The sequence below is a fragment of the Parabacteroides sp. KHUB-01 genome (genome assembly GCF_056640935.1).
In genome coordinates, this window is the sequence record NZ_CM153256.1 from 3544016 (window position 1) to 3567590 (window position 23575).

The following is a 23575-nucleotide window of genomic DNA, read 5'->3' on the forward strand; positions in this document are numbered from 1 at the left end:
CGCTATAAATTCAAAAATGTCGGTAAAATTTAGTTTTTTACAAAGATTACATTAATTTTGTATTCAACATTTCTGGTATGCCGGGTTGTGTCGGAGATGTCGTTTTATAAGAATTACTTATATATTATTCAATCCGGTTATCATTGAATCAATAATTATTTTTATGTCAGACAGTGTAGTTATTATTCCTACATATAACGAAAAGGAAAATATAGAAAATATTATTCGTGCGGTTTTTTCGTTGGAAAAGGAATTTCATATTTTAATAATTGACGATGGTTCTCCAGATGGAACAGCTGCTATTGTTAAACGATTGAAAGAGGAATTTCCCCAAAAGCTTTTCTTAGTTGAACGCACTGGAAAATTGGGTCTTGGAACAGCATACATATGCGGCTTTAAATGGGCTATCGAACATAAATATGATTATATTTTTGAAATGGATGCTGATTTTAGCCACAATCCGAACGATTTGCCAAGACTTTATTCTGCTTGTTCAGAACAAGGTGCTGATGTTGCTGTAGGTTCGCGTTATTGCAATGGTGTGAATGTTGTGAATTGGCCTTTGGGAAGAGTTCTGATGTCTTATTTTGCTTCAACTTATGTACGTTTTGTTACAGGAATGAATGTCCGTGATACAACTGCAGGTTTCAAATGTTATAAACGCTATGTACTTGAAGCTATAGATTTGGATAATATACACTTTAAGGGGTATGCATTCCAGATTGAAATGAAATTTACAGCATATAAATGTGGATTTAAGATAATAGAAGTGCCTATAATTTTTATTAATAGAGTTTTAGGCGTTTCAAAGATGAATTCTTCAATCTTTGGTGAAGCTTTGTTTGGCGTGCTTAAACTAAAAGTATGGAGTTGGTTCAATAAATTACCGATAAGATCTTATAAGGCTAAGAAGGCTTAATGTGATAGTAATATATACTAAGAAGCTCATTATGGTATTTATGGATGTTTGATATATATTCTTATAATACCATAATGAGCTTTCATTTTATAAACAGATTAAGATTTACTTTTTATATTTGGTAACTCTTTCATCGTTTATTACACCTTTCCAGTTAAGACCAAATGCAAAATCATATACATTTCCTTCACTGTCCTTGTAACATTTCATGTCATGTGAAGTATCTTCAAACTGCTCTTCTACGGTTTTCATATCTGCTGGCATTTGTAATGGTAAAAGTGCTGAAGGTTCTGCTTCGCCACTTATAATATCTAGCATTGCCTGATTCTGAACATCAAAACCAATTAGTATAGCATCAGCCGAAGGTTCAAATTCTGACATGACGGTTGGATTTGTCATAGACAAGGAAACAATAACTGGTTTTCCTTTCATTTTCTGTTTTGTTTCAATTACAGACAGCATATCTTGTTTATTGGCTGTTTTTACAGATTTACCCTTATAGCTTCTGTTTGTAAAGTCTTCAAAAGGATCACCGCCAGAAAGACTCTTCGCTCTTGCGTGTGTCGCTGTGTAATCGTTGTATTGCAGGCTGATTGGCATATATCCGTTTCCTCCTTTATCACGATCAGCTTTATCATATCCGACACCACTATTAGGGCTTGTAATGAATACTATTGCGAAATCTGCTTCTTCAGGATTTTCAACCAGTGTATAATATTTTTTTACTAAATCAAGATTGACCGGATAATCTGTATGAGCTTCGCTAACAGTTCCAAAGAATCCTTTCACAGCAGGGAAGTAGCGTTTAGGAATATACACCTTTTTGCTCTTGTTCATAGGCAGAACATTGTTCTTGTTTTTTACCATGACGATTGATTTAAGCTGAGTATTATAAGCTTCTTTCATGAAATCAGGATTACCTACGGTTTTCTGTGATTCTTCCGGATCGAGATATGGATTTTCAAACAGTCCTGTTCTGAATATATTCATAAGCAGTCTTACTGCAGACAATTCAAATCTTTCTCTCATTGCTTTTTCTCCAAATTCCTTTACACCCATCTGATATGCTTCAAGCACAGGACCCTTGTCGTTGTTTCCGCCAAATTGGTCAACTCCTGCTTTCAAAATAGCATAGTGACGTTCTGCTACGGTCATATTTTCCGCACCCCAAGGTTTTCCGGCAAATGTTTCAACACCTGTTTCATCTGCAGTGATTCCCCAGTCAGTACATACAACACCTTCATATTTATATTTATTTCTCAACTCGTCTGTTATAAGAAATTTGTTGTAGCTATTGGCTATATCAACTCCTCCGCCATTCTGACCGACAGATATTGTGTAATAAGGCATAACTGCTGAAGCCATCTTAGTTTTACCATCAAGTTTAAATGCCCCATCTGTAAAAGGTTTTTTCAATTCTTCCCAGTTTTTCCCTGGATAAACAGCATATTTACCATAGGCATAGTGTGCATCTCTGCCTGCTTCGCCTGGTCCGCCTCCAGGCCAGTGTTTAATCATTGCGTTTACACTGTGAAATCCCCATCCGTCTTTTATTTCACTTTCACCTTCAGATGTTTGGAATCCGTCAACATATGCTCTTGCCATATCTGCAGATAATTGTGAGTCTTCGCCAAAGGTTCCGCTCACTCTGCTCCATCGCGGTTCAGTTGCCATATCAATCTGAGGCGATAGGGCAGTAGCTATACCTAATGCTCTGTATTCAATAGATGCAATTTCTCCGAATCGTTTGGTAAGTTCCGGGCGGAATGTTGCTGCCAATCCAAGTGATCCGGGCCAAAGTGATATTTGTCCGCCACTACCATAGTTATATTCAGTGTCCGCTGCAGTTGCATGTCGTGGATCGGAACTGTTGTTGGCAGGAATACCATGTCCGATACCTTCAACAAGAGCTTGAACATTGTTGTTCCATTCGGCAGCAATAGCTGGACTTTGAACTTTAGTAATCAATACGTGACGTAAATTGTCTTCGGTGAGGAATTTTCTTTGGGCATCAGAAATATCTGAAGCCTTTGCTCCGCTTTCGTCAAAAGGTTTTCCGTTATATGTTGAAGCTCCAAAACCTTTACTTGCACCAGGAATAGACTGATGTGCGCTATATAACATCAATCCGGCAATTTCCTCTATGGAAAGTTGTGATGCCAGATCTTTTGAACGCTCAAGTGCATCTTTTCTCCAATCTTCGTAAATGTCAAGTTTCCCGTTTTTGTTCAAATCTTTGAAAGCCAAACCGTCTATAGTCAGAATCTTAATGCCGGATTTTGTGGAATAACCAAGAGTTGCACCGGCATCTTGCGTGATAATGTTGTAAGAACCTTTTTCTTTTTCTGTCCATTTACGGTTAGAACATGCTGCTGATGATAATAGTACAGCTCCAATCATTCCATAGGCTGTACATTTTCTTAATTGCTGCTTTTTCATTTTTATAAGTAAAATAAGTGGTTTTATAAAGTTAATATCCGAAAATCTTAAATACTAAACAAACAATTGAATATAAAATAAACTTACTTATATGTTTTGTTGTTTTGTGTTTCGAATACAATTAATAGTATAAAAGTAGTGAATATATTTTATTTATTATCCAATTTACTTGATTTTGTTTTTGCAGTGTATAATATATACGATGATATAGAATATAATTGAGATAAAAATATGTCCGAATGTGTTTTGTGATACATTCGGAAGAAAATTAACGTAGGTTCGAATGTAAATATAATTACATTCGAACCTATATAATGGTTACATTCATATATCTTTATTCAAGATTATCATCTTTATCTGAAAATTCAAGTTTGTTTTCTCCTTTATATAATTCCCAGATTCTGTATCCGATAATAATAAGTAATATGATTGTACCTTGTATACAAACCCATCCGAACAGCTCCTTCATACTAACCATTGTAGCTTGTCTGTTTACTTCGGCATACAATTCTTTTATTGGGGCATTGGGCATCCATTCATGCAGTTGGTCAATATCCCTACCAACAATTCCTATTTTGTCCACTTGAAGGAGACGCATCCATCTGTTAAGAATAGCTGTTCCTAAAGGAGTGGCAATACTTGTCCTTATAAAACTTAGAACACACAATGCCTGAAAGAAATGCTTGAACGGAACACTCAATGCTATATATATTGTAAGGGAAATGTACAGAATACCATGACCTAGCCCTCGTAAGAAGTTCGGAAAATAAAGACTTTCAATGTTCAAATCCGGATAAATAAGGAAATACATATAATATTGGTAAATCACTACTAAAAGAAATCCAATGAATATAAGCATCTTAAATCCTTTTTTTAATATTGCTTTACGATAAAAAACGGTTGCAGAACCACATAGTATTCCTGCAAAAGCGAACCAATTAATTGATATACTATTCAGATTATCATAGTTCAGAATTCTTGACATAAGCAGGTTTTGAAGAACTGATGATGTTGTCTGATTAAGGCATAACATAAGGAAAAGCAACAGAACGATTGGAAAATTCTTGTATCGTAATGTCTGGAATTCAATGTATGGACGTTTTAAACTTGCCATTCTGTTTATATTTATCAAAATGGCAACAACTGCTATTACTGCTGCTATTCTTATCTCCCAACTGTAAAACCAATCGAAGTATTCTCCATATATACAAATGAAGACTACAGAAAACAGCATTATCGTCCATATAACGGCACTAGTCCAGTCGATACCATAAAGAGGCATCAGTTTGCATTTACGAATATGCCTTGTCAGCAAATAGAGGGTTATCCATGCTACTAATAACAAACATATAACAAAATAATGCATATATTGCCAATTGGCTAAATCAGTAAGATGCATTGCCACGATACCAGAAACTTGAATGCTTTCCAAAACGACAATATAAATCACCGGATAAAAGACTGAAAAGTTTCCTGAAGGTGTTACTGTCAGTCGGATATTTGAGAAACATTCAAAGGTTCCCCACATCCTGAAGAATCCAGATATGAAGCAGGTTATTATCAAAATGAGCTGGTTATGTACATTTATAGCAATAATATTACATATAATTAGGATAGGACATACAGTCATAAGAATTGACCTTGTGGTAAATCTGAATTTCAGTCGTATAAGGATTGGAAATATGATGGTCATTCCTATGAACGAAGCATATCCTGCCATCATAACGTCCTCTTGTATCCAACCCAAAGCACTTGACATCTGATATGCTGTGGGCAGGAATACTCCACCGTTGAATTGGAATATCATTGCACAAATCAATGATATAACAATACATACAGGTGTAGGAACTTTTTCTTTGAAATATATAACTCTGGGTAAATGTGAGAAATCCATACTTAATCAAAATCAACAATACATTCCACATTCATACCGGCACGAAGGCGGTTCAGATTCTCAACTTTATTGTTTTCCGTAAATTCAATTCTGACAGGAATTCTTTGCTCAACTTTGACGAAGTTTCCGGCTGAGTTGTCTTGTGGAATTATAGAATAGAAAGAACCGGTTGCATCGGATATTGAAGATATTCTACCTTCAAATGTTACACCTGGAATAGCATCAACCTTTACTTCGACTAATTGGCCAACACCCATATTAGTAGTTTGAGTCTCTTTGTAATTGGCAATAACCCATTTTTCTGTACCGTCCACCAAAGTGACTAGAGTTTGTCCAGGTTGAACTAATTCTCCTTCATGGATGTTTTTTCGTCCTGTTACACCGTCAGTAGTTGCAAGTATAACAGTATATGAAAGGTTTAGTTTTGCCAAATTCAAGGCAGCTTCAGCTACTTTTATTGCTGATTCATTTTGTTCAAGTCTCTGTGTCTGTTCTTCCTTAATCAGAGAAGTTGACTGACGCTGACGTAACAATTGCTCATATCTGGCTTTTGTTGCTTCATATTCAGTTTTCATGCGGTCAAACTGTTGTGGAGTAACAGCTTCTTCTTTCATTAGCTCTAAATAACGCTTGTATTCAGTTTCGGCATTTTGCATTCTTATGTATTGCTCATCGATAGCAGCTTCTGTGACCAAAATATCATTTTGTGTCGTGTTGATTGTTGTGTACATTGCAGTTTTACCGATAAGAGCGTTCTGATAGTCAGCCTCGGCTTGTGCGACTTTAAGTCTATATTCTGTATCTTCTATAATAACCAAAGTATCACCCTTTTTAACAGACTGATATTCTTCATAACATATTTTCTTAACAAAACCTTGAACTCGCGTATTTATAGGAGTAAGGTGTTGCTTGATTTGAGCATTGTCAGTATATTCAACACTTCCTATATGAAAAAAACGTCCGAATGCCCAGCTGCATCCTGCAACTATAACTAAAATAATGATGAAGTTAGGGATGATTCTTCTCTTATTGCTTATCATATCTTTTTATTTTTAAGTTTCTGATTAAATAAAATTGCTCTTGAAATTATAAACTGCCAGTAATTTTCTTAAGTAGGAAATATTGGTAAAGTATACCAATCTGGTCATTTGCAAGTTTCAGCTCCATATCCAGCTGCATATTACTAGCGTCAAGCATATCCGTAATTAGTGACAGACCGTTAAGATAACGTTGCTGGACGATTTTGTAGTTTTCGTGAGCCAACTGTACACTCTTCTTTTGTGTACGCAGACGGACATAAGCTTCATCCAGTCCGATATATGCTTCATGTAATGCATTATCTATTTCTTCCTCGATAAGTTTTCTTTTCTCCTCAGATTTCATTGTGGAGATTTTCGCCTTTTTGAGTTTTTTGTTGCTTTTGAATAAAGCATCAATATTATAAGAGACTTCAACACCAGCAAACCAATAAGTGAAATTATTATTCATTGGAGGAACTTCAATAAGGATAGGTCCACTGAATTCATTTGTTGCAAAAAGGCTAATGTTTGGACGGCGCTCTGCCTTAATCATTTGTTGTTCACTAAGGTTTAATTCAATAGCCTTTTGGGCAAGTTTCATTTTAGGTGTATTGTCAATATCTTCTCTCCAGGTTGATTCTGTTCCTTTATCAATGGAATATTTAACAAGCATAGTTGTATCTGGCAATAATTTTATTGCTGGGTCAAGACCAATTGTTGTAGAAAGATGATGATTGATTACGTTCATCTTATTTTCTGTAGTTGTCAGACCAAGTTCCAAATTCTGTAACTGAAGTTCATATCGAGTAATGTCACTTTTTAATGCAGTTCCTTGTTTATATGCTGCTTGCATATCTTTTACAAGAAGTTTAGTCTGTTCTATGTTTTTTTGGTATACAACGACTTGATTCCTTAATTGAAATAAATCAAGATAATAGCCAAGTAATATAAAGCGTAAGTCCTGTTTTTGCTGTGAAAGTTCAAGTTCCGCAATTTGTTGATGTAATTGTTTATTTCTGATATTTTCGGAAATTTTTCCTCCTGCATATACAACTTGAGATGCTTTAAGAGCAAATGAATTTCCGAAATGAGGCATTTCTGCATGTATAGCATTTGAAAAATCTCTATCAGTCATATATCCGTCACCAATATAATTTAAAGACAAGTGAGCTTTTATATCTGGCAATTTGTCGTTTTTAGCTACTTTTATAGCTTGTTCCGCTTCGTCAATAGCTATAGAACGTATTTTAATTGCCTTACTGTTTTCATCTGCCAATTGGAACATTTCCTCGATGGTGAGAATTTTGTACTGTGCAGATATTCCAATAAATGAACATAACAATGTAAAACCTAGAAACAATCTTCTTTTAATCATATAATATGTTTTATATTTATTTCGGGACACTCTTGTCCTAATATTATTCCCTAAAAATTATAGTGCAATACAACCTGTTGATAATGTTCTATATATCTTTTGTTGTCTTATTTTTGCCTAAAAAACTTGCGTATGTTATTTTTGATTTTGCAAAAGTAAAATATTAATTTTGGTCAGAATTTTCATAAAAAGCAACAATATTATCCTTTTATGCCAGAATTAAGAATAATATGAACAAGGAGCAACGAGCGTATATAAATATAATTAATGATTCATCTCCTACTGAAATATATATAAAAAAGACAGGCTGGGAAGGCGTGAATCTTGATAATCATTCACATCCGAAGTTTCAGATTATATATATGCTTTCTGGAACTTTGAGAATTCAGATTGGAGAGAATAACTATTTTGTTCCTGAAAAGCATATAGCTTGGATTCCTGGAGGAACAGAACATAAATTGTCCAGCAACAATAAAAGAATATCTATAGTGATTTTTTATTGTAATCTTAAGTTTGAGCCGGGCGATAGAAGAAATAATTTTTACATATATAATACGAACGCTGTTATTTCAGAAACGTTGAAGTTTCTTGCAACAGGAAATGCTAAAATTAGTATTGACGAGTCAAAGGATTTATATAATTATGCATTAGGATTTCTGAATTTCCTGCCAATTATGAATAAGAATCTGGAATTTATGTTTCAGGCTAAAGTAATTCCCAATGATTCACGTATACGTCCGGTGCTTAAATATATAGTGGAACATTCAAATGAAGATATAACATTAGCTTCTTTGGCTGAGAAGTTTGGTTTTTCAGTCAGAAACCTTAGCCGTTTATTACAGGGTTCAGGAATACGTTTCAACCGTTATTTGAATCAGCAGCGTATAATTCGTGCAATAGAATTGTTTACCGATGGAGGCAAAACTATGCAACAGATAGCCTTCGATGTTGGTTTCAGTACACCGAATAATTTCAATAGAGTATTTAAACAAATCACAGGAACATCTCCGGGTGGATTCTTGCGTGATAAATAACATTTAAAGTTACAATAACTTTATCTTTTTTGTACTTTTGCGCAGTTAAAAATAATAATATGCTAACATTAGATAGAATTTATCAGGCTTCTTATGCTTTACGTACGGTGATTCGCCGTACGGATTTGATATTTGCTCCACGGATTAATCCAAAGAGTCAAATATATCTTAAACCGGAAAATCTTCAAGTTACAGGTTCATTCAAAGTCCGTGGTGCTTGTTTTAAGATTTCCCAGTTGACAAAAGAAGAGAAGGAGAGAGGCGTTGTTGCCTGCTCTGCCGGAAATCATGCTCAAGGTGTTGCTCTTTCTGCAACGGCTCATGGAATAAAATCACTTATTTGTTTGCCTGATAATGCTCCTATATCAAAGGTTGAAGCAACTAAAGCATTAGGTGCTGATGTTTGTCTGGTTGAAGGTGTATATGATGACGCTTATCAGAAAGCCTTGCAATTGCGTGATGAAAAAGGTTACACATTTATCCATCCTTTTGATGATGAAGATGTAATTGCTGGACAGGGAACAATTGGTCTGGAACTTCTGGAACAATTGCCGGATGTGGATGCTGTTATAGTTCCAATCGGTGGCGGTGGACTTATATCAGGTGTTGCATTTGCAATCAAACAACTAAATCCTAAAATAAAGGTTTATGGAGTTCAGGCTCAAGGTGCACCAAGTATGCAACAGGCAATAAGTCATGGTAAAATTGAGCGCCTTGAATCAGTCCGAACTATTGCAGACGGAATCGCAGTAAAAGAACCAGGAGTAAATACATTCGACTATTGCCAGCAGTTTGTTGATGATATTGTAACAGTTAACGATGATGAAATCTCAACAGCAATACTAGCTTTGATTGAACAACAGAAGCTGATAGCAGAAGGTGCAGGTGCTGTTTCTGTTGCTGCTGCAATGTTCAATAAAGTTCCAGTTGAAGGAAAGAAAGTTATATGCCTTGTGTCAGGTGGAAATATTGATGTTACTATTTTGTCTCGTGTCATAGGTCGTGGCCTTCAGAAGTCAGGACGTTCAGTCACAATGACTATCGAACTTGTTGACAAGCCTGGACAGCTTCAGCATGTGTCTGAAATTATTGCACGTTGTGGCGCTAATGTTGTTTCTGTTTATCACGAGCGTGTAAGCCATACAAAAGATATTAATGGCTGTTATCTGCATCTTGAAATGGAGACAAGAAATCAGCAACAGATAAATGAAATACAGCAGGCTTTGACTGTTGCGGGTTATAGGATTATAAGTTAATTCCTATTTATTCAAAGAGTATAAAACAGTACTAAACCCGGCAATTATCGGGATAGAACCTGGCTTAGTTTGGGCTCGCTCTCGATAGCTGCCGGGTATGTGTTTTTACAAATGTTGCTGTTATATTTTATTGAAATATATTTTTGTTGTATTCCATACTTACATTAATATAAAATGATTATGATGAACAATCCTTTGAAGTGTATTCCGCTTCTTTTTTCTTTAATATTTGTTTCATGTACTACAGAAATACATGAAACAAATATTTTGCCGTATTCTCCGGAGATTTCTGTCGACTCATTAAAATATAATGATATTTCAGATGATAGTAAGCGTACTATTCTTTATGTAGATAAGAATAGGATGGAAAACAATGATACAGTAGTCAATAATCAACTCCGTAGTTTCAATACAAAAGAGCTTCTGCAACTTCGGATTTATGATGACAGGACAGTGAGATTGACTAGTTGGGTCTGTGAAACGATTCACGATGTTTCCATTTATTGTTCTTTGCAGAATATTGGAATGGACGAGCCTTTCCTTATTGCTCATATTGACTCGCTTCCGGCATTAGGTCAGATTGACTATACTCCGAGATTTGTGAATGATCAGTCAATATATCAGACAGCAGACGGAAAGTACATTGATTTTGAACTGCCTTATCTGAAATCAGATGATGTGAAATTTACAGTTTCTTCTAATGACAGCTTATATAACAAGCTGCAGAACGAGATAAAAGTAAGCTGGAATCTTTCATTCAGTAATTATCATCTGAATAGTTCGTGGGGAACAATGGATGCTATTTATGCTCGTGAATGGGTTGTTATGATAACAAATCTGGCATATATGGTAAGTTCTCCTGAAATGAATCATATTGTGCATAATTATAATGCTGTTATGGGCGGTGAATTATACGGAAATGATGGAGAGACTTTTAATGCAGATGATTATGAAGATTTGTATAACAGGTTGACTATGGACAGGACATTAATACTTGGTCGTACAACAATGGGAGGCGGACTTGGCGGTGGAACTACTTTAGGAGTTGATCACTGGATGTTCTATACTCATTATTATTCCTTGTCTTCTCAAGCTTGGGATATGATTTCACATGAATTTGCCCATTGTATGGGATATAATCACAGCAGTAATCTTACTTATGGAAATAGTGCAGGTTTTGCAGTGAACTGTATGCCTTGGCTTCATAATTATTTACGTAAACAGGAAAGACTGCCTTATCGTAATCCTAAGAAATTTGATTTCACTAATCCTGATTATGAGAAATATTGGGGACATTCTGTAGATTACAGTGCAATGAAATATACTGATACAGATACAAAGATGGATATTTACTTCAGAGATAATGCTGATAAGGTTTCATCTTTACAATATAAAAAATAGCAGTTTTCCCGCTTGCCAATTACAGTTGATATGAGAAACATTCCATTCAACCGTATATTGTGCAGGTAATATATAAACTAAACGGAATTATGTATAATAATAATTTTATCCCTATAATGTCTCTTTTGCTTGCCGGGTCTTTATATTCATGCAACAAAGAGAAAATTGTAATAAATGATGTTCCGCAATCTACTGATACGATAACAGTTGTGGAACGCTATGCAGAAGCATTATGGCAACCGATAGACAGAAACACTTTGCCCTCGGATGCCGCAGGATTCAATCCTTTAGGTTTCTGTATTTCCGGTGATACATTATATATATCAAACTGGACTGCACGAGCAATTGAAGTGTATGATGCAAAGAATATGACATATTCTCATACAATCTACGCTAACGAAAGCGGCAGAACTCTTAACAGCCGTGATGTTTGTGTGTCCGATTCTTTGCTATTTGTTACAAGCGGAAATCCTAGCCAAGTTTCTGTTTATAATCGTTTTACTGAAGAATATCTTTGCCGTCTTGGAGATGGCTCTACTTCTGGTTCTGTTCAGCAGGCGAACAGTGTGGCAGTTGACTCGAATTTCGTTTATGTGCGCGATCAGTCTGAACTCTTAAAACTGTTCGACAGAAGAGAAATAAATGAAGCAATAGCTAAAAAGCAGAAGAATGTTTCTCCTAAATATAAATATAGTATACCAGGTTCTGTATCAATCTCTCAGGATTATGATATGCAGGCAGTTGACGGATATTTATTGGCTGCAAATAATATGGATAAGACATTGTATATCTATTCTTGTGAGGCGGATACTTCTTTATATGAAGTAAAGTCATTGAAATATACTGATAACACTATTCCTTACGGAATTGCCGCTTCTGAAAAGTATATCTTTATTTCAACAGAAGGAGCTTCTGCTGGTATTCATGCTTATAACAGGAAATCGTTCTTTGAATTGGATAATCTGGATGAACCGGAATATACATTAAACTACACAGAAGTTGTAGGTTTGGACAATGCCTTGGAATTTGTTCATTTCATGGACTTTTCAAATGATAGTACATTGTTTGTGCGTCAAAATGGTAAAATACAACCTTTATTGTTAAGGGAAAGACATTATCATATAATAACTCCGGTTCTAGTGCCTGGAAACACTGATAGCGATAAAAACAAAAATGAGCAGAATTAACTCTGCTCATTTTTTGTATTCATTTAATATCTGCATTCTTTCCAAAGAGAAAGTGGAGTCGTTGGCTTGTACATATTCTATGATTTCACAAGCTTTGCGACGCAGGATTTCTGAATCCTTATCACAATAATAACTTTGCTCAATCATTGTTTTAGCAGCAAGTTCCATACGTTCCAATCCGCATGAATCATCGTGATTAAGCTCTTCCCTTATTTCTTCAGGCGAGTGGGAGAGAATGAAATCTATATTAGTCTTTAGTGTACGGTAGATTGTGTCAATCAGCTCTTGTGCTTTCTGCGAATCTTGCTGTTTTGCGCCGTCATTTCCGTCGTTACGGTCGAAAACCAGTTGCACAATCATTTTGCTGATTTCCTCAATTTGAACCATTATGAAGTCTCTTTTCAGCATGACTTTAATCTTTTCTCAATTATTTTTTCTCAACTTTGACTTCCAGGATACGAACGTCATTTAACGGTCTGTCATATTTGTCCTTCTTCTGGTTTGCTATGTTGTCAAGGACATCGAAGCCTTCGACCAATTCGCCGTAAATAGTGTAAACTCCATCGAGATGATGACAGCCGCCGATTGTCGTATAGGCTTTTCTCTGCTCTTCTGTGAATACAAGATGTCCCGGTGTTGCCAGAATAACAGAGTCGATTTTTTCATTTATTTCTGCAATCTTTTTGTTGTATTCTCTCGGATTGTCCATTTTTAGAATTTGCAGTTGTCCTCTTACTGGATAATAAAATTCCTGCAAAGCCTTTTTTCTGGCAGGATAATTCTTTACTTTTTCCAGAGTGTCCAATTCTCCGCCGCTATAAACTTTTCCTTGTACTATAAAGAACTGCGACATGTCAGACTTCTTCTGAGGATTTATTTTGTCGTCTTGTCTTGGAGCTGCCAATGCACCTTTTTTATGGAAATATTCAGGTCTGAGTTCCGGCATAATCTCCGCACTAGAATCACCAAATCCACATCTTGCACCGGCAGGAGCGTTTCTGGAGTCGGGCGCACCGCCTTGAATCATGAAATCTTTTATGACTCTCGTAAACAAAGTTCCGTTGTATTCTCCGCTTTGAGCTCTTTTGATAAATGTACTTACATGGTTTGGCACGTTGTCATAAAGACGGGCTTTCATCGTGCCAGCAGTAGTTTTGAATGTGACAAAAATTGTGTCGTTCTGGGCATTGATGCCTGTCAGGCTAATGAACAAGGCTAAAGCTGAAACAATAGTTTTTTTTATCATCATAAATTATAATATTTGATTAAAGTTGAGCAGTTGCAATCTTGAGTTATGATTGCCGTTGCAAAACATCAGTTTTAAGTAAAAAATGTAGTTTATTATTGTTCTGTAAAGATATAAAAACTATTTTTATGGCAGAAAAAGAGCTTGCTTAATTTTATTTTCGCAGTTTAAATTTAAACAGGCTTCAAAAGTGCAGCTTAAAAATGCATTGATGGTTATGCATATTTTATTAATTAATAATCGTTATACTTTATGAAACACCTTTTGTATTTATTTGTGGCTTGCTGCTTTATGCTATCCTCTTATGCGGCAGAGCCAATCAAGACGCTTGTCGTTACCGGGCAGAATAACCATAATTGGCCGGTCAGCCATGTAGCTATTCAGAAAATTCTTGAGAATTCCGGACTTTTTGATGTTGATATTGCTTGCTCTCCGTCCAAAGGTGAAGATATGAGCAGTTTCAAGCCAGATTTTATGAAATATCAGTTGGTTGTGCTTGATTATAATGGCGACAGATGGCCAGCTGAAACAGACAGCCGTTTTTTGGAATTTGTAAGAAACGGTGGTGGCGTTGTTGTTTATCACGCTGCAGATAATGCTTTTGCAGACTGGCCTGCCTTCAATCAGATTTGCGCATTGGGCGGTTGGGAAAATAGAAATGAAAATTCCGGCCCTTATGCCTATTGGAAAGATGGAGCGTTGGTGAAAGATTATTCAGCCGGTCCTGGAGGTTCACATGGAAAACAACATGAATATGTTGTTAATTCACGCTCTTCAAATCATCCTGTACTCAAAGGTTTGCCAAACCAGTGGCGCCATGCTACAGATGAATTGTATGACCGTATGCGTGGACCTGCCAATATAAAAGATTTGCTTTACACTGCATATTCTGATAAGAGTACTGGTGGTTCAGGACGTGAAGAGCCACTTGTTTTTACTGTTGACTATGGTAAAGCTCGTATTTTCCATATTATGATTGGACATGCAGGAAATACTGTTGAAGACAATGTTGCTATGCAATGCACAGGTTTCCAGGTTTTGCTTCTTCGCGGAAGCGAATGGGCTGCAACAGGCGAAGTTACCCAGCCTGTTCCGTCTGATTTCCCAACCAAGGACAAAATTTCGTTGAGAAAGGATTATCGTTGACAGTTGAATTATATAAGGTAAGTTTCGTAAGCGAAACTTTCAGCTGATAAGTTGACAAGAAAACAAGTTGACTTTATTTAATCGCAGAAACAGCAAATAAGATTGATTACAATCTGCTGTCTCTGCGATTTTTTTGTTTTGAAAAATAAAAATCCGTACAGAACTTCACAGCTCTGTACGGACCAAACAAATAACAAACTCTACTTATATGAAAAAACAAATACTACTGATATTCTGCTTTATTCTAATAACAGAACATAGTTTCAAAAGGTTCATTATTTTCCGTGATTTTTTTATCTAACTTGATGAAATACTTGAAATAGACTTGAAAATATTAAATATATTCTTAAAACTAAGCTTTAGTTTCTAAGAACTAAGATTCAGTTTTTAGAAACTAAGACTTAATTTATAAAAACTAAGGCTTAGTTTTAAGAAAAGATTACTATTTACTGAAAATAATAATAGATTTAAGATACTAAAGTTGCTTATTTTTTAAGTTGATAAGGCTTCATTGACAAGTTAAACAGGCAAATTATTTGTCTCTTCATGCTTAATTGTCTAAAAAAGTTTTGTCAACTTGTTTTCTTGTCAACTCTTTAACTGTAAGTTGAGTTTGCGAAACTTCAGTTAACATATTTGTCAATTGGATAATATGGCTTATCTTTGTCTGAATAATAGCTGAAAAATATTGAATAAATTATGAATAAAATCTGGATTTGCGTCTTTGCAATGATGTTTGGCTGGGGATTTGAATCTCAAGCTCAAAGAGATAACACTTCGGTCCGAATAGTTAGTGAAAGAGACAAAACTTTTTCTCATACCATAGAGCGAGGTCAGACTGTTTATGCCATAGCAACTATGTATGGCGTTTCTACTGAAGATATCTACAGGCTTAATCCGGATAGCCGAAATGGTATAAAGGCTGGCGATACTTTGCTGATTCCTCAGCAAAAAGCCGCGACAGAGAAGGCTGAGTCTGCTTCTGCAACACAGAACTATACTTTCCATACAATTCAGAAAAAAGAAACTTTGTATGCGGTTTCAATGCGTTACAAGGTTCCTGCTACCGAGATTGTCAAGGCAAATCCAGGTCTGACAGCAAAGACCTTCACCATCGGCAGAACAATAAGAATTCCTAATTTCATTGATGCCGAGGAAAATGCAGTTTCGGAACCATCTGTAAAAACAGAAACAGTTGTTACGGAAGAGGAATACAAAATTGCAAGACGTGAAACAATGTATAGCCTTTGCAAGAAATTCAATATTTCAAGCCATGAATTGATTAAGCGAAATCCTGTCCTTAAGAAAGGTGTAAAGGCTGGTACAATAATTTATGTACCAGTTACTAAAACAGAGGAAGTTGTTGTAAACGACTTGAAACACGATGCAATACTGAGCGAAACCGAGGTTAATGCTCTTTTGGACAAAACTGAGAATATTGAGAAATTGAATCAGATTAAGGTCGCTTTGCTATTGCCTTTTAAAGACGGACAAAGTTCTCATGCCACATCTCGTTTCGTTGAATATTACGAAGGAATGCTGTTGGCGGTGGATAGTTTGAAAAATATGGGAGCTTCAATCAGTCTTTCTGTTTATGATACAGGAAAGGGAACAGCAAAGCTGAACAAAATTCTTAAGGAAGATGCTTTGAAAGAATCTAATTTGATTATCGGAGCCGTTCAGAACGACCAGATTGCGCAGATAGCACAGTTTGCCGAGACAAATCAGATTAAATATGTTATACCTTTCACGTCTAAGAATGACAATGTGCTGTCGAACTCAATGATATTCCAGGTGAATACTCCTCATTCATACTTGTATTCTAAAGCAGCTCAGGCTGGTTGCGAATTGTTTGCTGAGGATAATATTATCATTGTGAACATTAACGATAAAGATGTAAAGAAAGATTTTATCACTGCATTCAAAACAGAGCTTAAGGACAAGAATATAAAGTATAAGGAAATTAACTATAAAGGGGAAACTTTCTCATCGGATATTCTTGCTCTTATGGATAAGAACAAGAAGAATGTTGTTTTGCCAACTTCTTCTTCGTTGGACGCCTTGCAACTGATAAAGACTCCTTTACGTTCGTTGGCTGAAACAGGAATAGAAGAAACAGATTCTGCTAATCCGGAAAATAAGAATCGTTTTGTGTATAATATATCAATGTTCGGTTATCCGGAATGGCAGACATATATGCGCGAAGCTTTGGAGGACTTCTATGTTCTGGATACATATATTTATACGAATTTCTATGCAGATAATTTGTCTGACAGAATTCATAATTTTTATAACTCATATAAGTATTGGTATAGCAAGACTCTGATAAATACTTTCCCGAAATATGGCATATTGGGATTTGACACAGGAATGTATTTCTTGGGAGCAATTCATAAGTATGGTATCAATTTTGAGAAGAATATAGATAAGATTTCTTATCCGAGCCTTCAGACGGGCTTTGATTTCCACCGGGTGAACAACTGGGGCGGATTTATAAATACTAATGTATTTGTTGTACATTACAAGAAGGATTATACAGTGACAAGAGATGAACGTAAGTAAATATATATTTCTACTGGCTTTTTTGTTTGTTGCGTTGGGGAATTCTTTGGCTCAGGATGGCAAATTCAAGCACGAGCTTGATGTCGGCGCCTCGTTTGGTATGAATTTTTCATCAGTAAGCTTTTCTCCTAAAGTGGATCAGAAAATGCTCCAGGCATACAACGGAGGATTGATTTTGAGATGGATAACAGAAAAGCATCTGGGTTTGCAGGCTGAGGTGAATTTCACCCAGCAAGGTTGGGAAGAGGAGTTTGAAGAGCAGCCTCAGTATCAGTATAGCCGCACGATAAACTTTATCGAGATTCCTTTCCTTACGCATATTTATTTCGGCAGTGACCGTTTCAGGTTCTTTGTGAATCTTGGTCCTAAAATAGGATATGCTTTAGGCGAATCAACGAGCAGTAATCTTGATGGAGCCGAACCAAATAAGAACAATGAACAGCATAATCTGAAAGTGCAGAAAAAGTTTGATTGGGGATTGTGCGGCGGACCGGGAATTGAGCTCCGCACCGGAATCGGACATTTCATCCTTGAAGGTAGATATTATTATGCTTTAGGTGATTTGATGAACAGCACAAAGAGCGACCCTTTTGCCAAGTCTTCAATACAAAACATCTCTGCAAAAGTTGCTTATTTGTTTAGAGTAAAATAATTGACAATGTAATTCTGGCTTTGCAAGTATGGTTTCTTTTTTGTCATGCTTGCAAAGCATAAATAAAGATTATTATGAAACAACCTTTTCAAATTTTCAATACCAATATTCCTAAAGTTGCATATTGGGTTTTGACATTTGTAGCGTGGCTTGTATTTTTTCAGCTTAATAGTGAATACCACTTATTTTATTTGGAACAGTCGCAGCTTTTTGTTCCTGAATCAGTAAATCTGACTTCTTCTTACGGCGTTGTAGATTATTTGACTGGAAGTTATGTGCAACATTTTGGAGTGCCGTTTTGCGGGGCATTCATAATGGCATTGTTTAACACTCTGACTTCGATGATGGCTACATATCTGCTGACAAGAATATCTCCTTCTAAGATATGGTGTGTATTGTCTCAGCTTCTGCCTGCAACGATGACTTTTGTTTTCTTCAGTCATCTTTATCGTATGCAGGGAACAACGGCTATGTTGTTGGCTTTGTTCCTAATGTGTATCCTGCAATTTGTAAGAAATTATTTTTTGCGTTTGGGACTTTCTTTTTTGCTTGTTCCTCTGTTGTATTATTGCGCCGGACCGATTGCTATATTTATGGCTTTCTGTATAGTGCTTGTTGATATATTCCGTGAGCGTTCAGGAAAATCTCTTCTTGATATACTCCTCATTCCTTATTCGATATATATTGGATGGTGCGCATTCTATTTTGGAATAGCAGGTTCGATGAGGACAGCATTGTTCCCTGATGAATATTTTAACCATTTGATGTCGGCTCCGGCTATGGTTTATTATCCTTGGCTGGTGATGTTTGCATTATTGTGTGCAGCCGGAATATTCAGGAATGTTAGGATAAAGTCCGTTTGGGCGTCTCGTTCGGTGACAGTAGCTTCAGTAGTATTAGTTCTGCTGGTAATATGGAAAGGAACGGTTTTGTATGGTATTTCGCACGCTTTGCCATTAAAACAGATAACATATTATTCGCAGCACGATAATTGGGAAAAAGTTTTTGATGTGACAAAGGATAACGGAAGTAATTATTTGTATGTTGCATATAGAAACCTGGCATTGTCGCATGCAGGAGTTCTTGCCGACAGGATTTTTGAATATCCGCAAGTCGGACCGTTGGGCTTGCTTCCGAATTGGGACCAATCGTTTACTGTTTCGCAGCTTTTGAGTGATATATATTATCAAATAGGAGATATTGCCATATCTCAGCAAATGGCATTTGAGGGAATAATGGCTCAGGGAAACGGAGGCAATCCACATCTTTGGAAACGTCTGGTTGAAACAAATCTTATATTTGGATATAATGAAGTTGCCGGAAAATATATTGATATGCTGTCTAAAACACCACATTATTCAGATTGGGCAGAAAAATACAGACCATATCTTTATTCTCCGGATAAAATCAGTGAAAATCCTTTGCTGATGGAAAAGAAAAAAAATGTTGGAGGAGAGAACCATTTGTCCAGAGTTCTTGGTTTTGACACCGATATCGATAATATTCTGAAATGTAATCCTGGAAATAAACCGGCAATTGAATATCTTGGTTGTTTGTATCTTCTTGGAAAGGATTTGGAAGGATTTCAGAAAATGCTCGACAAATATTATGGAACCGAATCTTTGCCGGAATTGCCTTTGAGTTTCCAGCAAGCTGTCATTATAATAAATGAAGGAAATCCGGATAAGTGGAAAGAATATAAGTTGTCGGATAAAGTTATTTCTCAATTTGAGGCATTCAGAAAATTGTTTGTTGAGCAACGTCAGTCTCCTTATTTGCAGGAAACTGTTTATCGTTCGTTCGGTAAAACTTATTGGTTCTATTTTACATTCAAGAAGTGATAAACGGTTATGAAGATTTTAGGTAATATATTATTGTTGTCGGCTTTTTTGTTTTCATGCAGCGGTGGAATGAAAAAGGCTGATGTTACTAGTCCGGATAAACCGGATATTTATCCGGACTATAAGGATGTAACAGTTCCGTCTGATATAGCACCGTTGAATTTCCGTCCGGCTGCAGGTTCGGTTACGGAAGGAATGGTGTCTGTTTCCGGCAGTGGCATTGAGCTCGTCGTGCCGCTTAAAGAACAAGGTTTTTGTTTTCCGGAGAGTAAATGGCATAAAATACTGGAAGCAAATAAAGGCAAAAATATAACATTGAATGTGCAGCTTAAGGAAAACGGGAAATGGATTTCTTATGCTCCATTCAACATAAACATTGCGGAAGAAGAAATAGACAGTCACATTGCCTACAGATTGATTCCTCCAGGATACGAAACATGGAATGATATGGGAATTTATCAGCGGGATTTGTCGTCGTTCACTCAGAAACCTATAATAGAGAATTATAGGACTGATAAGAATTGTATGAACTGCCATTCGTTCTGCAACCGTAATCCGGAGAAGTTCCTTTTCCATATGCGCGGGAAGAATGCCGGAACTTATATTATTAATAATAATACAATAGAGAAGCTCGATACCAAAACACCTGAGACAATATCAGCTTTGGTTTATCCTTCGTGGAATCCAGACGGAAGATTTGTGGCTTTTTCTACAAACGAAACTTTCCAGTCTTTTCACCGACATGACAAGAACAGGATTGAGGTTTATGATAATGCGTCGGATGTTGTTGTGTATGATACCGACAAGCATGAAATAATATCATCACCATTGCTGTCTTCGTCTGAGCGTTTCGAAACTTTCCCTACATTTTCGGCAGATGGCACCAAACTATATTTTTGTTCGGCCATTGCAAAAGACAGAGTTGATTTTGATGAAATACGATATAGTTTGTGCAGTGTATCATTCAATCCCGAAACACGAAGTTTCGGTTCAGAGGTTGATACATTATATAATGCAGAAAAGGAAATGAAAAGCGTTTCTTTTCCGCGTGTTTCTCCGGATGGAAAATATCTGATGTTTACAGTGTCAGGATATGGAAACTTTTCCATCTGGCATAAGGATGCGGATTTATATTTGATGAGTCTTGCTGACGGAACATATCGTGAAATATCTGAGGTAAACAGTGATGATGTGGAAAGCTATCATTCCTGGAGTAGCAACGGTCGTTGGTTTATATTCAGCAGCCGCCGTGATGACGGACTTTATACTCGTCCTTATATTGCTTATATTGATGAGAACGGGAAAATTGGCAAACCTTTTATGTTGCCTCAGGAAGATACAGGTTTCTATCACGATTTTATGTATTCATATAATATTCCGGAATTCATTACCGGAGAAGTGGAATGCAGCGGATATGATATAGCAAATACTGCACGAAGAGAGAAAGGACGAAAAATCAGATTTGTAAAATAAGAATCTATAAGAGGAAAAAAGGACTGCTGAATATTTATTCGAGCAGTCCTTCAAGTTTTGTTTCCGGCGAAAGCCTGTATTTTTTCATCCATCCGATTAATGTGGAATATAATGCTGTATTGTTCTGGTAGTCCGGAACAAGTCTTATTTTCTTTATAGCATCGACGGGCAATGGGAAAATACTTGCAGCTTTGATATTGTTGTCACCTAAAATATAAATTGCATTTTCCGGTTCTGACATTGTTACTATTCTCCATTCCTTGAAATCTGTATTTTCCGGTTTGTCGATATTCAGGCAAGCATTGCATAGTAATGAGAAAAAGCGTGAATCCGGAGAGAATCCTGTATTTTCGGAATCAAAGAAAACTTTGTCATATTCTCTATTCAACTGTTCTTTCAGATATGTTTTATTCTCGTCAACATCATATTTGCACTTAATTAGAAACATATTTTCCATCAAAGCCTGTTGCGCCAGTTCGCTGTAATCAATGCTGATTATAACTCCTGATTTATTATTTCCGTAGCATTGTTTCATAGCTGTTGATTCGTCCTCGAAAAGTGACAATGAGAAAGGAGTCACTTCCGGACCGATAAGCCGGCATTGATAGTCACGGAAAAAAGGCATAGATTGTTTGGAGTCATTCAAGCTGATGTTATTCTTGGTTTCGTATTCCTTTATTGTCTGTCTCAGCAAGCTGAAGCCATAAGGTTCGTTTCCGGCAGAATAGTCGGATAGGAAATCGTGCATTTTCAGAGAAATGGTGTTGCTCTCAGGATTAAATCCTGAAATTAAGTCTTCAATATTGATATAAATATGTAGATTCTGCATATAAGTTGATTTTATATAGCAAAGTTAGTTCAGTTTCTCTCATATTGCCAAAATATAAATGATGAACTTTGTTTTGATAATTCGGCTGTATATAGAGAGGCACAATATCCTAATCACATAAAAATATATTTATTGAAAATATTTTGTCAAAAAATTAGGACGAAAAAAATATTATTATAATTTTGCAGTGTAAATAAATAATAAAATGAAAACAAACTCAATATTGCATCATTATCATCATCATTGTAACAACGGACAATAGTTCGGTGGCTGATGGATATGTGTGTAATATTCGATATAAGAGAAAAGATAATGAGCCTGCCGAATATCGGTAGGCTTTTTTTGTTAATCAAAATATAGAAAAAACAATGTTACGTATTGCTGTACAATCAAAAGGCCGTCTTTATGACGAAACAATGATGCTTCTTGAAGAAGCAGGTATCAAGTTGAATCGTGGAAAACGCATACTGCTTCTTTCTGCCAAGGATTTTCCTGTTGAAGTATTGTTCCTGCGCGATGACGATATTCCTCAGTCTGTTGCTAATGGAGTAGCTGATGTTGGTATTGTAGGCGAAAATGAATATATAGAGAAAGGAGCTGAGGCTCGTTTGGTTAAGCGTCTGGGATTCAGTAAATGCCGTTTGTCTTTGGCAATACCGAAAGACGAAGAATATATTGATGTGAATTGGTTCCAGGGAAAAACTATTGCAACATCTTATCCGGGAATACTTTCTACATATTTGAAGGAAAAAGGAGTAAATGCTGAAATGCATGTGATAACTGGTTCTGTTGAGATTGCTCCGGGAATTGGTTTGGCAGATGCAATTTTTGATATCGTAAGTTCAGGCAGCACTCTTGTCAGCAATCAACTGAAAGAAGTTGAAGTGGTGATGCAAAGCGAAGCTCTTCTTATCGCTAATGAGAACTTGAGTGAAGATAAACTTGCAGTACTGGAAGAGCTATTGTTCCGTTTTGAATCTATACAGATGGCGGAAGGAAAGAAATATGTGCTTCTAAATGCTCCTAAGGAAAAACTTAATGACATTATTGAGGTTTTGCCAGGTATGAAGAGCCCGACTGTAACACCTTTGGCAAATGGCGAATGGGTTTCTGTTCAGACTGTTATTGCCGAGAAATATTTCTGGGAAATAATTGGTAAACTTAAGAACCTTGGTGCTGAAGGAATTCTGGTGTTGCCGATTGAGAAAATGATATTATAATAATTGTATTTTGCAGACTGTACAAATTATTCATAATATATATATGATACGAAATAATGGAGTTTGCAGAATTTGACGAATT

General features: G+C 36.2%; 18 protein-coding genes. 11 read left to right on the plus strand and 7 right to left on the minus strand.

Annotation, left to right across the window (positions count from 1 at the left end; all coding sequences use genetic code 11):
- Nucleotides 1-163 precede the first annotated feature (163 nt).
- Entirely contained in the window at nt 164-919 is a 756-nt protein-coding gene (locus ACYIAR_RS15000) for a polyprenol monophosphomannose synthase (protein ID WP_480330753.1), read from the plus strand.
- Between the two features lie 105 nt (nt 920-1024).
- Here the strand turns inward: ACYIAR_RS15000 and ACYIAR_RS15005 are convergent, their stop codons facing one another.
- The 4 genes from ACYIAR_RS15005 to ACYIAR_RS15020 form a co-directional block, all read right to left on the minus strand.
- Nucleotides 1025-3358: a glycoside hydrolase family 3 protein gene (locus tag ACYIAR_RS15005; RefSeq protein WP_480330755.1), complete on the minus strand. Its 2334-nt coding sequence runs from the start codon at nt 3356-3358 to the stop codon at nt 1025-1027.
- Nucleotides 3359-3692: 334 nt separating this feature from the next.
- Nucleotides 3693-5252: an MFS transporter gene (locus ACYIAR_RS15010; protein WP_480330757.1), complete on the minus strand. Its 1560-nt coding sequence runs from the start codon at nt 5250-5252 to the stop codon at nt 3693-3695.
- Nucleotides 5253-5254: 2 nt separating this feature from the next.
- Nucleotides 5255-6292 carry an HlyD family secretion protein gene (locus ACYIAR_RS15015; protein ID WP_480330759.1) on the minus strand — a complete coding sequence of 346 codons (1038 nt, stop codon included), beginning with the start codon at nt 6290-6292 and terminating at the stop codon, nt 5255-5257.
- 46 nt (nt 6293-6338) lie between these two features.
- Entirely contained in the window at nt 6339-7556 is a 1218-nt protein-coding gene (locus ACYIAR_RS15020) for a TolC family protein (protein ID WP_480333675.1), read from the minus strand.
- Nucleotides 7557-7876: 320 nt separating this feature from the next.
- Here ACYIAR_RS15020 and ACYIAR_RS15025 point away from each other — a divergent pair, with 320 nt between their 5' ends.
- The 4 genes from ACYIAR_RS15025 to ACYIAR_RS15040 all read left to right on the plus strand — a co-directional run bounded on the left by ACYIAR_RS15025 (nt 7877) and on the right by ACYIAR_RS15040 (nt 12524).
- On the plus strand, nt 7877-8680 hold the full coding sequence (locus tag ACYIAR_RS15025) for a helix-turn-helix domain-containing protein (RefSeq protein WP_480330761.1): 804 nt from the start codon (nt 7877-7879) through the stop codon (nt 8678-8680).
- A gap of 59 nt (nt 8681-8739) precedes the next feature.
- A complete protein-coding gene (ilvA, locus tag ACYIAR_RS15030; protein WP_480330763.1) occupies nt 8740-9936 on the plus strand; it encodes a threonine ammonia-lyase in 1197 nt (398 codons plus the stop codon).
- Between the two features lie 180 nt (nt 9937-10116).
- Nucleotides 10117-11337 carry a hypothetical protein gene (locus tag ACYIAR_RS15035; protein WP_480330765.1) on the plus strand — a complete coding sequence of 407 codons (1221 nt, stop codon included), beginning with the start codon at nt 10117-10119 and terminating at the stop codon, nt 11335-11337.
- Between the two features lie 89 nt (nt 11338-11426).
- Entirely contained in the window at nt 11427-12524 is a 1098-nt protein-coding gene (locus ACYIAR_RS15040) for a YncE family protein (protein WP_480330767.1), read from the plus strand.
- Between the two features lie 6 nt (nt 12525-12530).
- On the opposite strand, the gene ACYIAR_RS15045 is transcribed toward ACYIAR_RS15040, so the two are convergent.
- Nucleotides 12531-12932, minus strand: coding sequence for a hypothetical protein (locus tag ACYIAR_RS15045; RefSeq protein WP_480330769.1), 402 nt, complete (start codon nt 12930-12932; stop codon nt 12531-12533).
- Between the two features lie 19 nt (nt 12933-12951).
- Nucleotides 12952-13773 carry a peptidylprolyl isomerase gene (locus ACYIAR_RS15050; RefSeq protein ID WP_480330771.1) on the minus strand — a complete coding sequence of 274 codons (822 nt, stop codon included), beginning with the start codon at nt 13771-13773 and terminating at the stop codon, nt 12952-12954.
- 249 nt (nt 13774-14022) lie between these two features.
- Between ACYIAR_RS15050 and ACYIAR_RS15055 the strand changes: the two genes are divergently transcribed.
- The 5 genes from ACYIAR_RS15055 to ACYIAR_RS15075 all read left to right on the plus strand — a co-directional run bounded on the left by ACYIAR_RS15055 (nt 14023) and on the right by ACYIAR_RS15075 (nt 21444).
- Nucleotides 14023-14916, plus strand: coding sequence for a ThuA domain-containing protein (locus tag ACYIAR_RS15055; protein WP_480330773.1), 894 nt, complete (start codon nt 14023-14025; stop codon nt 14914-14916).
- Nucleotides 14917-15615: 699 nt separating this feature from the next.
- On the plus strand, nt 15616-17478 hold the full coding sequence (locus tag ACYIAR_RS15060) for a LysM peptidoglycan-binding domain-containing protein (protein ID WP_480330775.1): 1863 nt from the start codon (nt 15616-15618) through the stop codon (nt 17476-17478).
- Nucleotides 17465-18130, plus strand: a complete 666-nt coding sequence (locus ACYIAR_RS15065) for a porin family protein (RefSeq protein WP_480330777.1) — start codon at nt 17465-17467, stop codon at nt 18128-18130. The genes ACYIAR_RS15060 and ACYIAR_RS15065 overlap by 14 nt, the downstream gene beginning before the upstream one ends.
- 74 nt (nt 18131-18204) lie before the next feature.
- Entirely contained in the window at nt 18205-19971 is a 1767-nt protein-coding gene (locus ACYIAR_RS15070; RefSeq protein WP_480330779.1) for a DUF6057 family protein, read from the plus strand.
- Between the two features lie 9 nt (nt 19972-19980).
- A complete protein-coding gene (locus ACYIAR_RS15075; RefSeq protein WP_480330781.1) occupies nt 19981-21444 on the plus strand; it encodes a TolB family protein in 1464 nt (487 codons plus the stop codon).
- Nucleotides 21445-21478: 34 nt separating this feature from the next.
- Here the strand turns inward: ACYIAR_RS15075 and ACYIAR_RS15080 are convergent, their stop codons facing one another.
- On the minus strand, nt 21479-22273 hold the full coding sequence (locus ACYIAR_RS15080; protein ID WP_480330783.1) for a hypothetical protein: 795 nt from the start codon (nt 22271-22273) through the stop codon (nt 21479-21481).
- A 368-nt stretch (nt 22274-22641) separates the two neighbouring features.
- On the opposite strand from ACYIAR_RS15080, the gene hisG reads away from it, so the two are divergent.
- Nucleotides 22642-23493, plus strand: coding sequence for an ATP phosphoribosyltransferase (gene hisG / locus ACYIAR_RS15085; protein WP_480330785.1), 852 nt, complete (start codon nt 22642-22644; stop codon nt 23491-23493).
- Nucleotides 23494-23575: the final 82 nt, after the last annotated feature.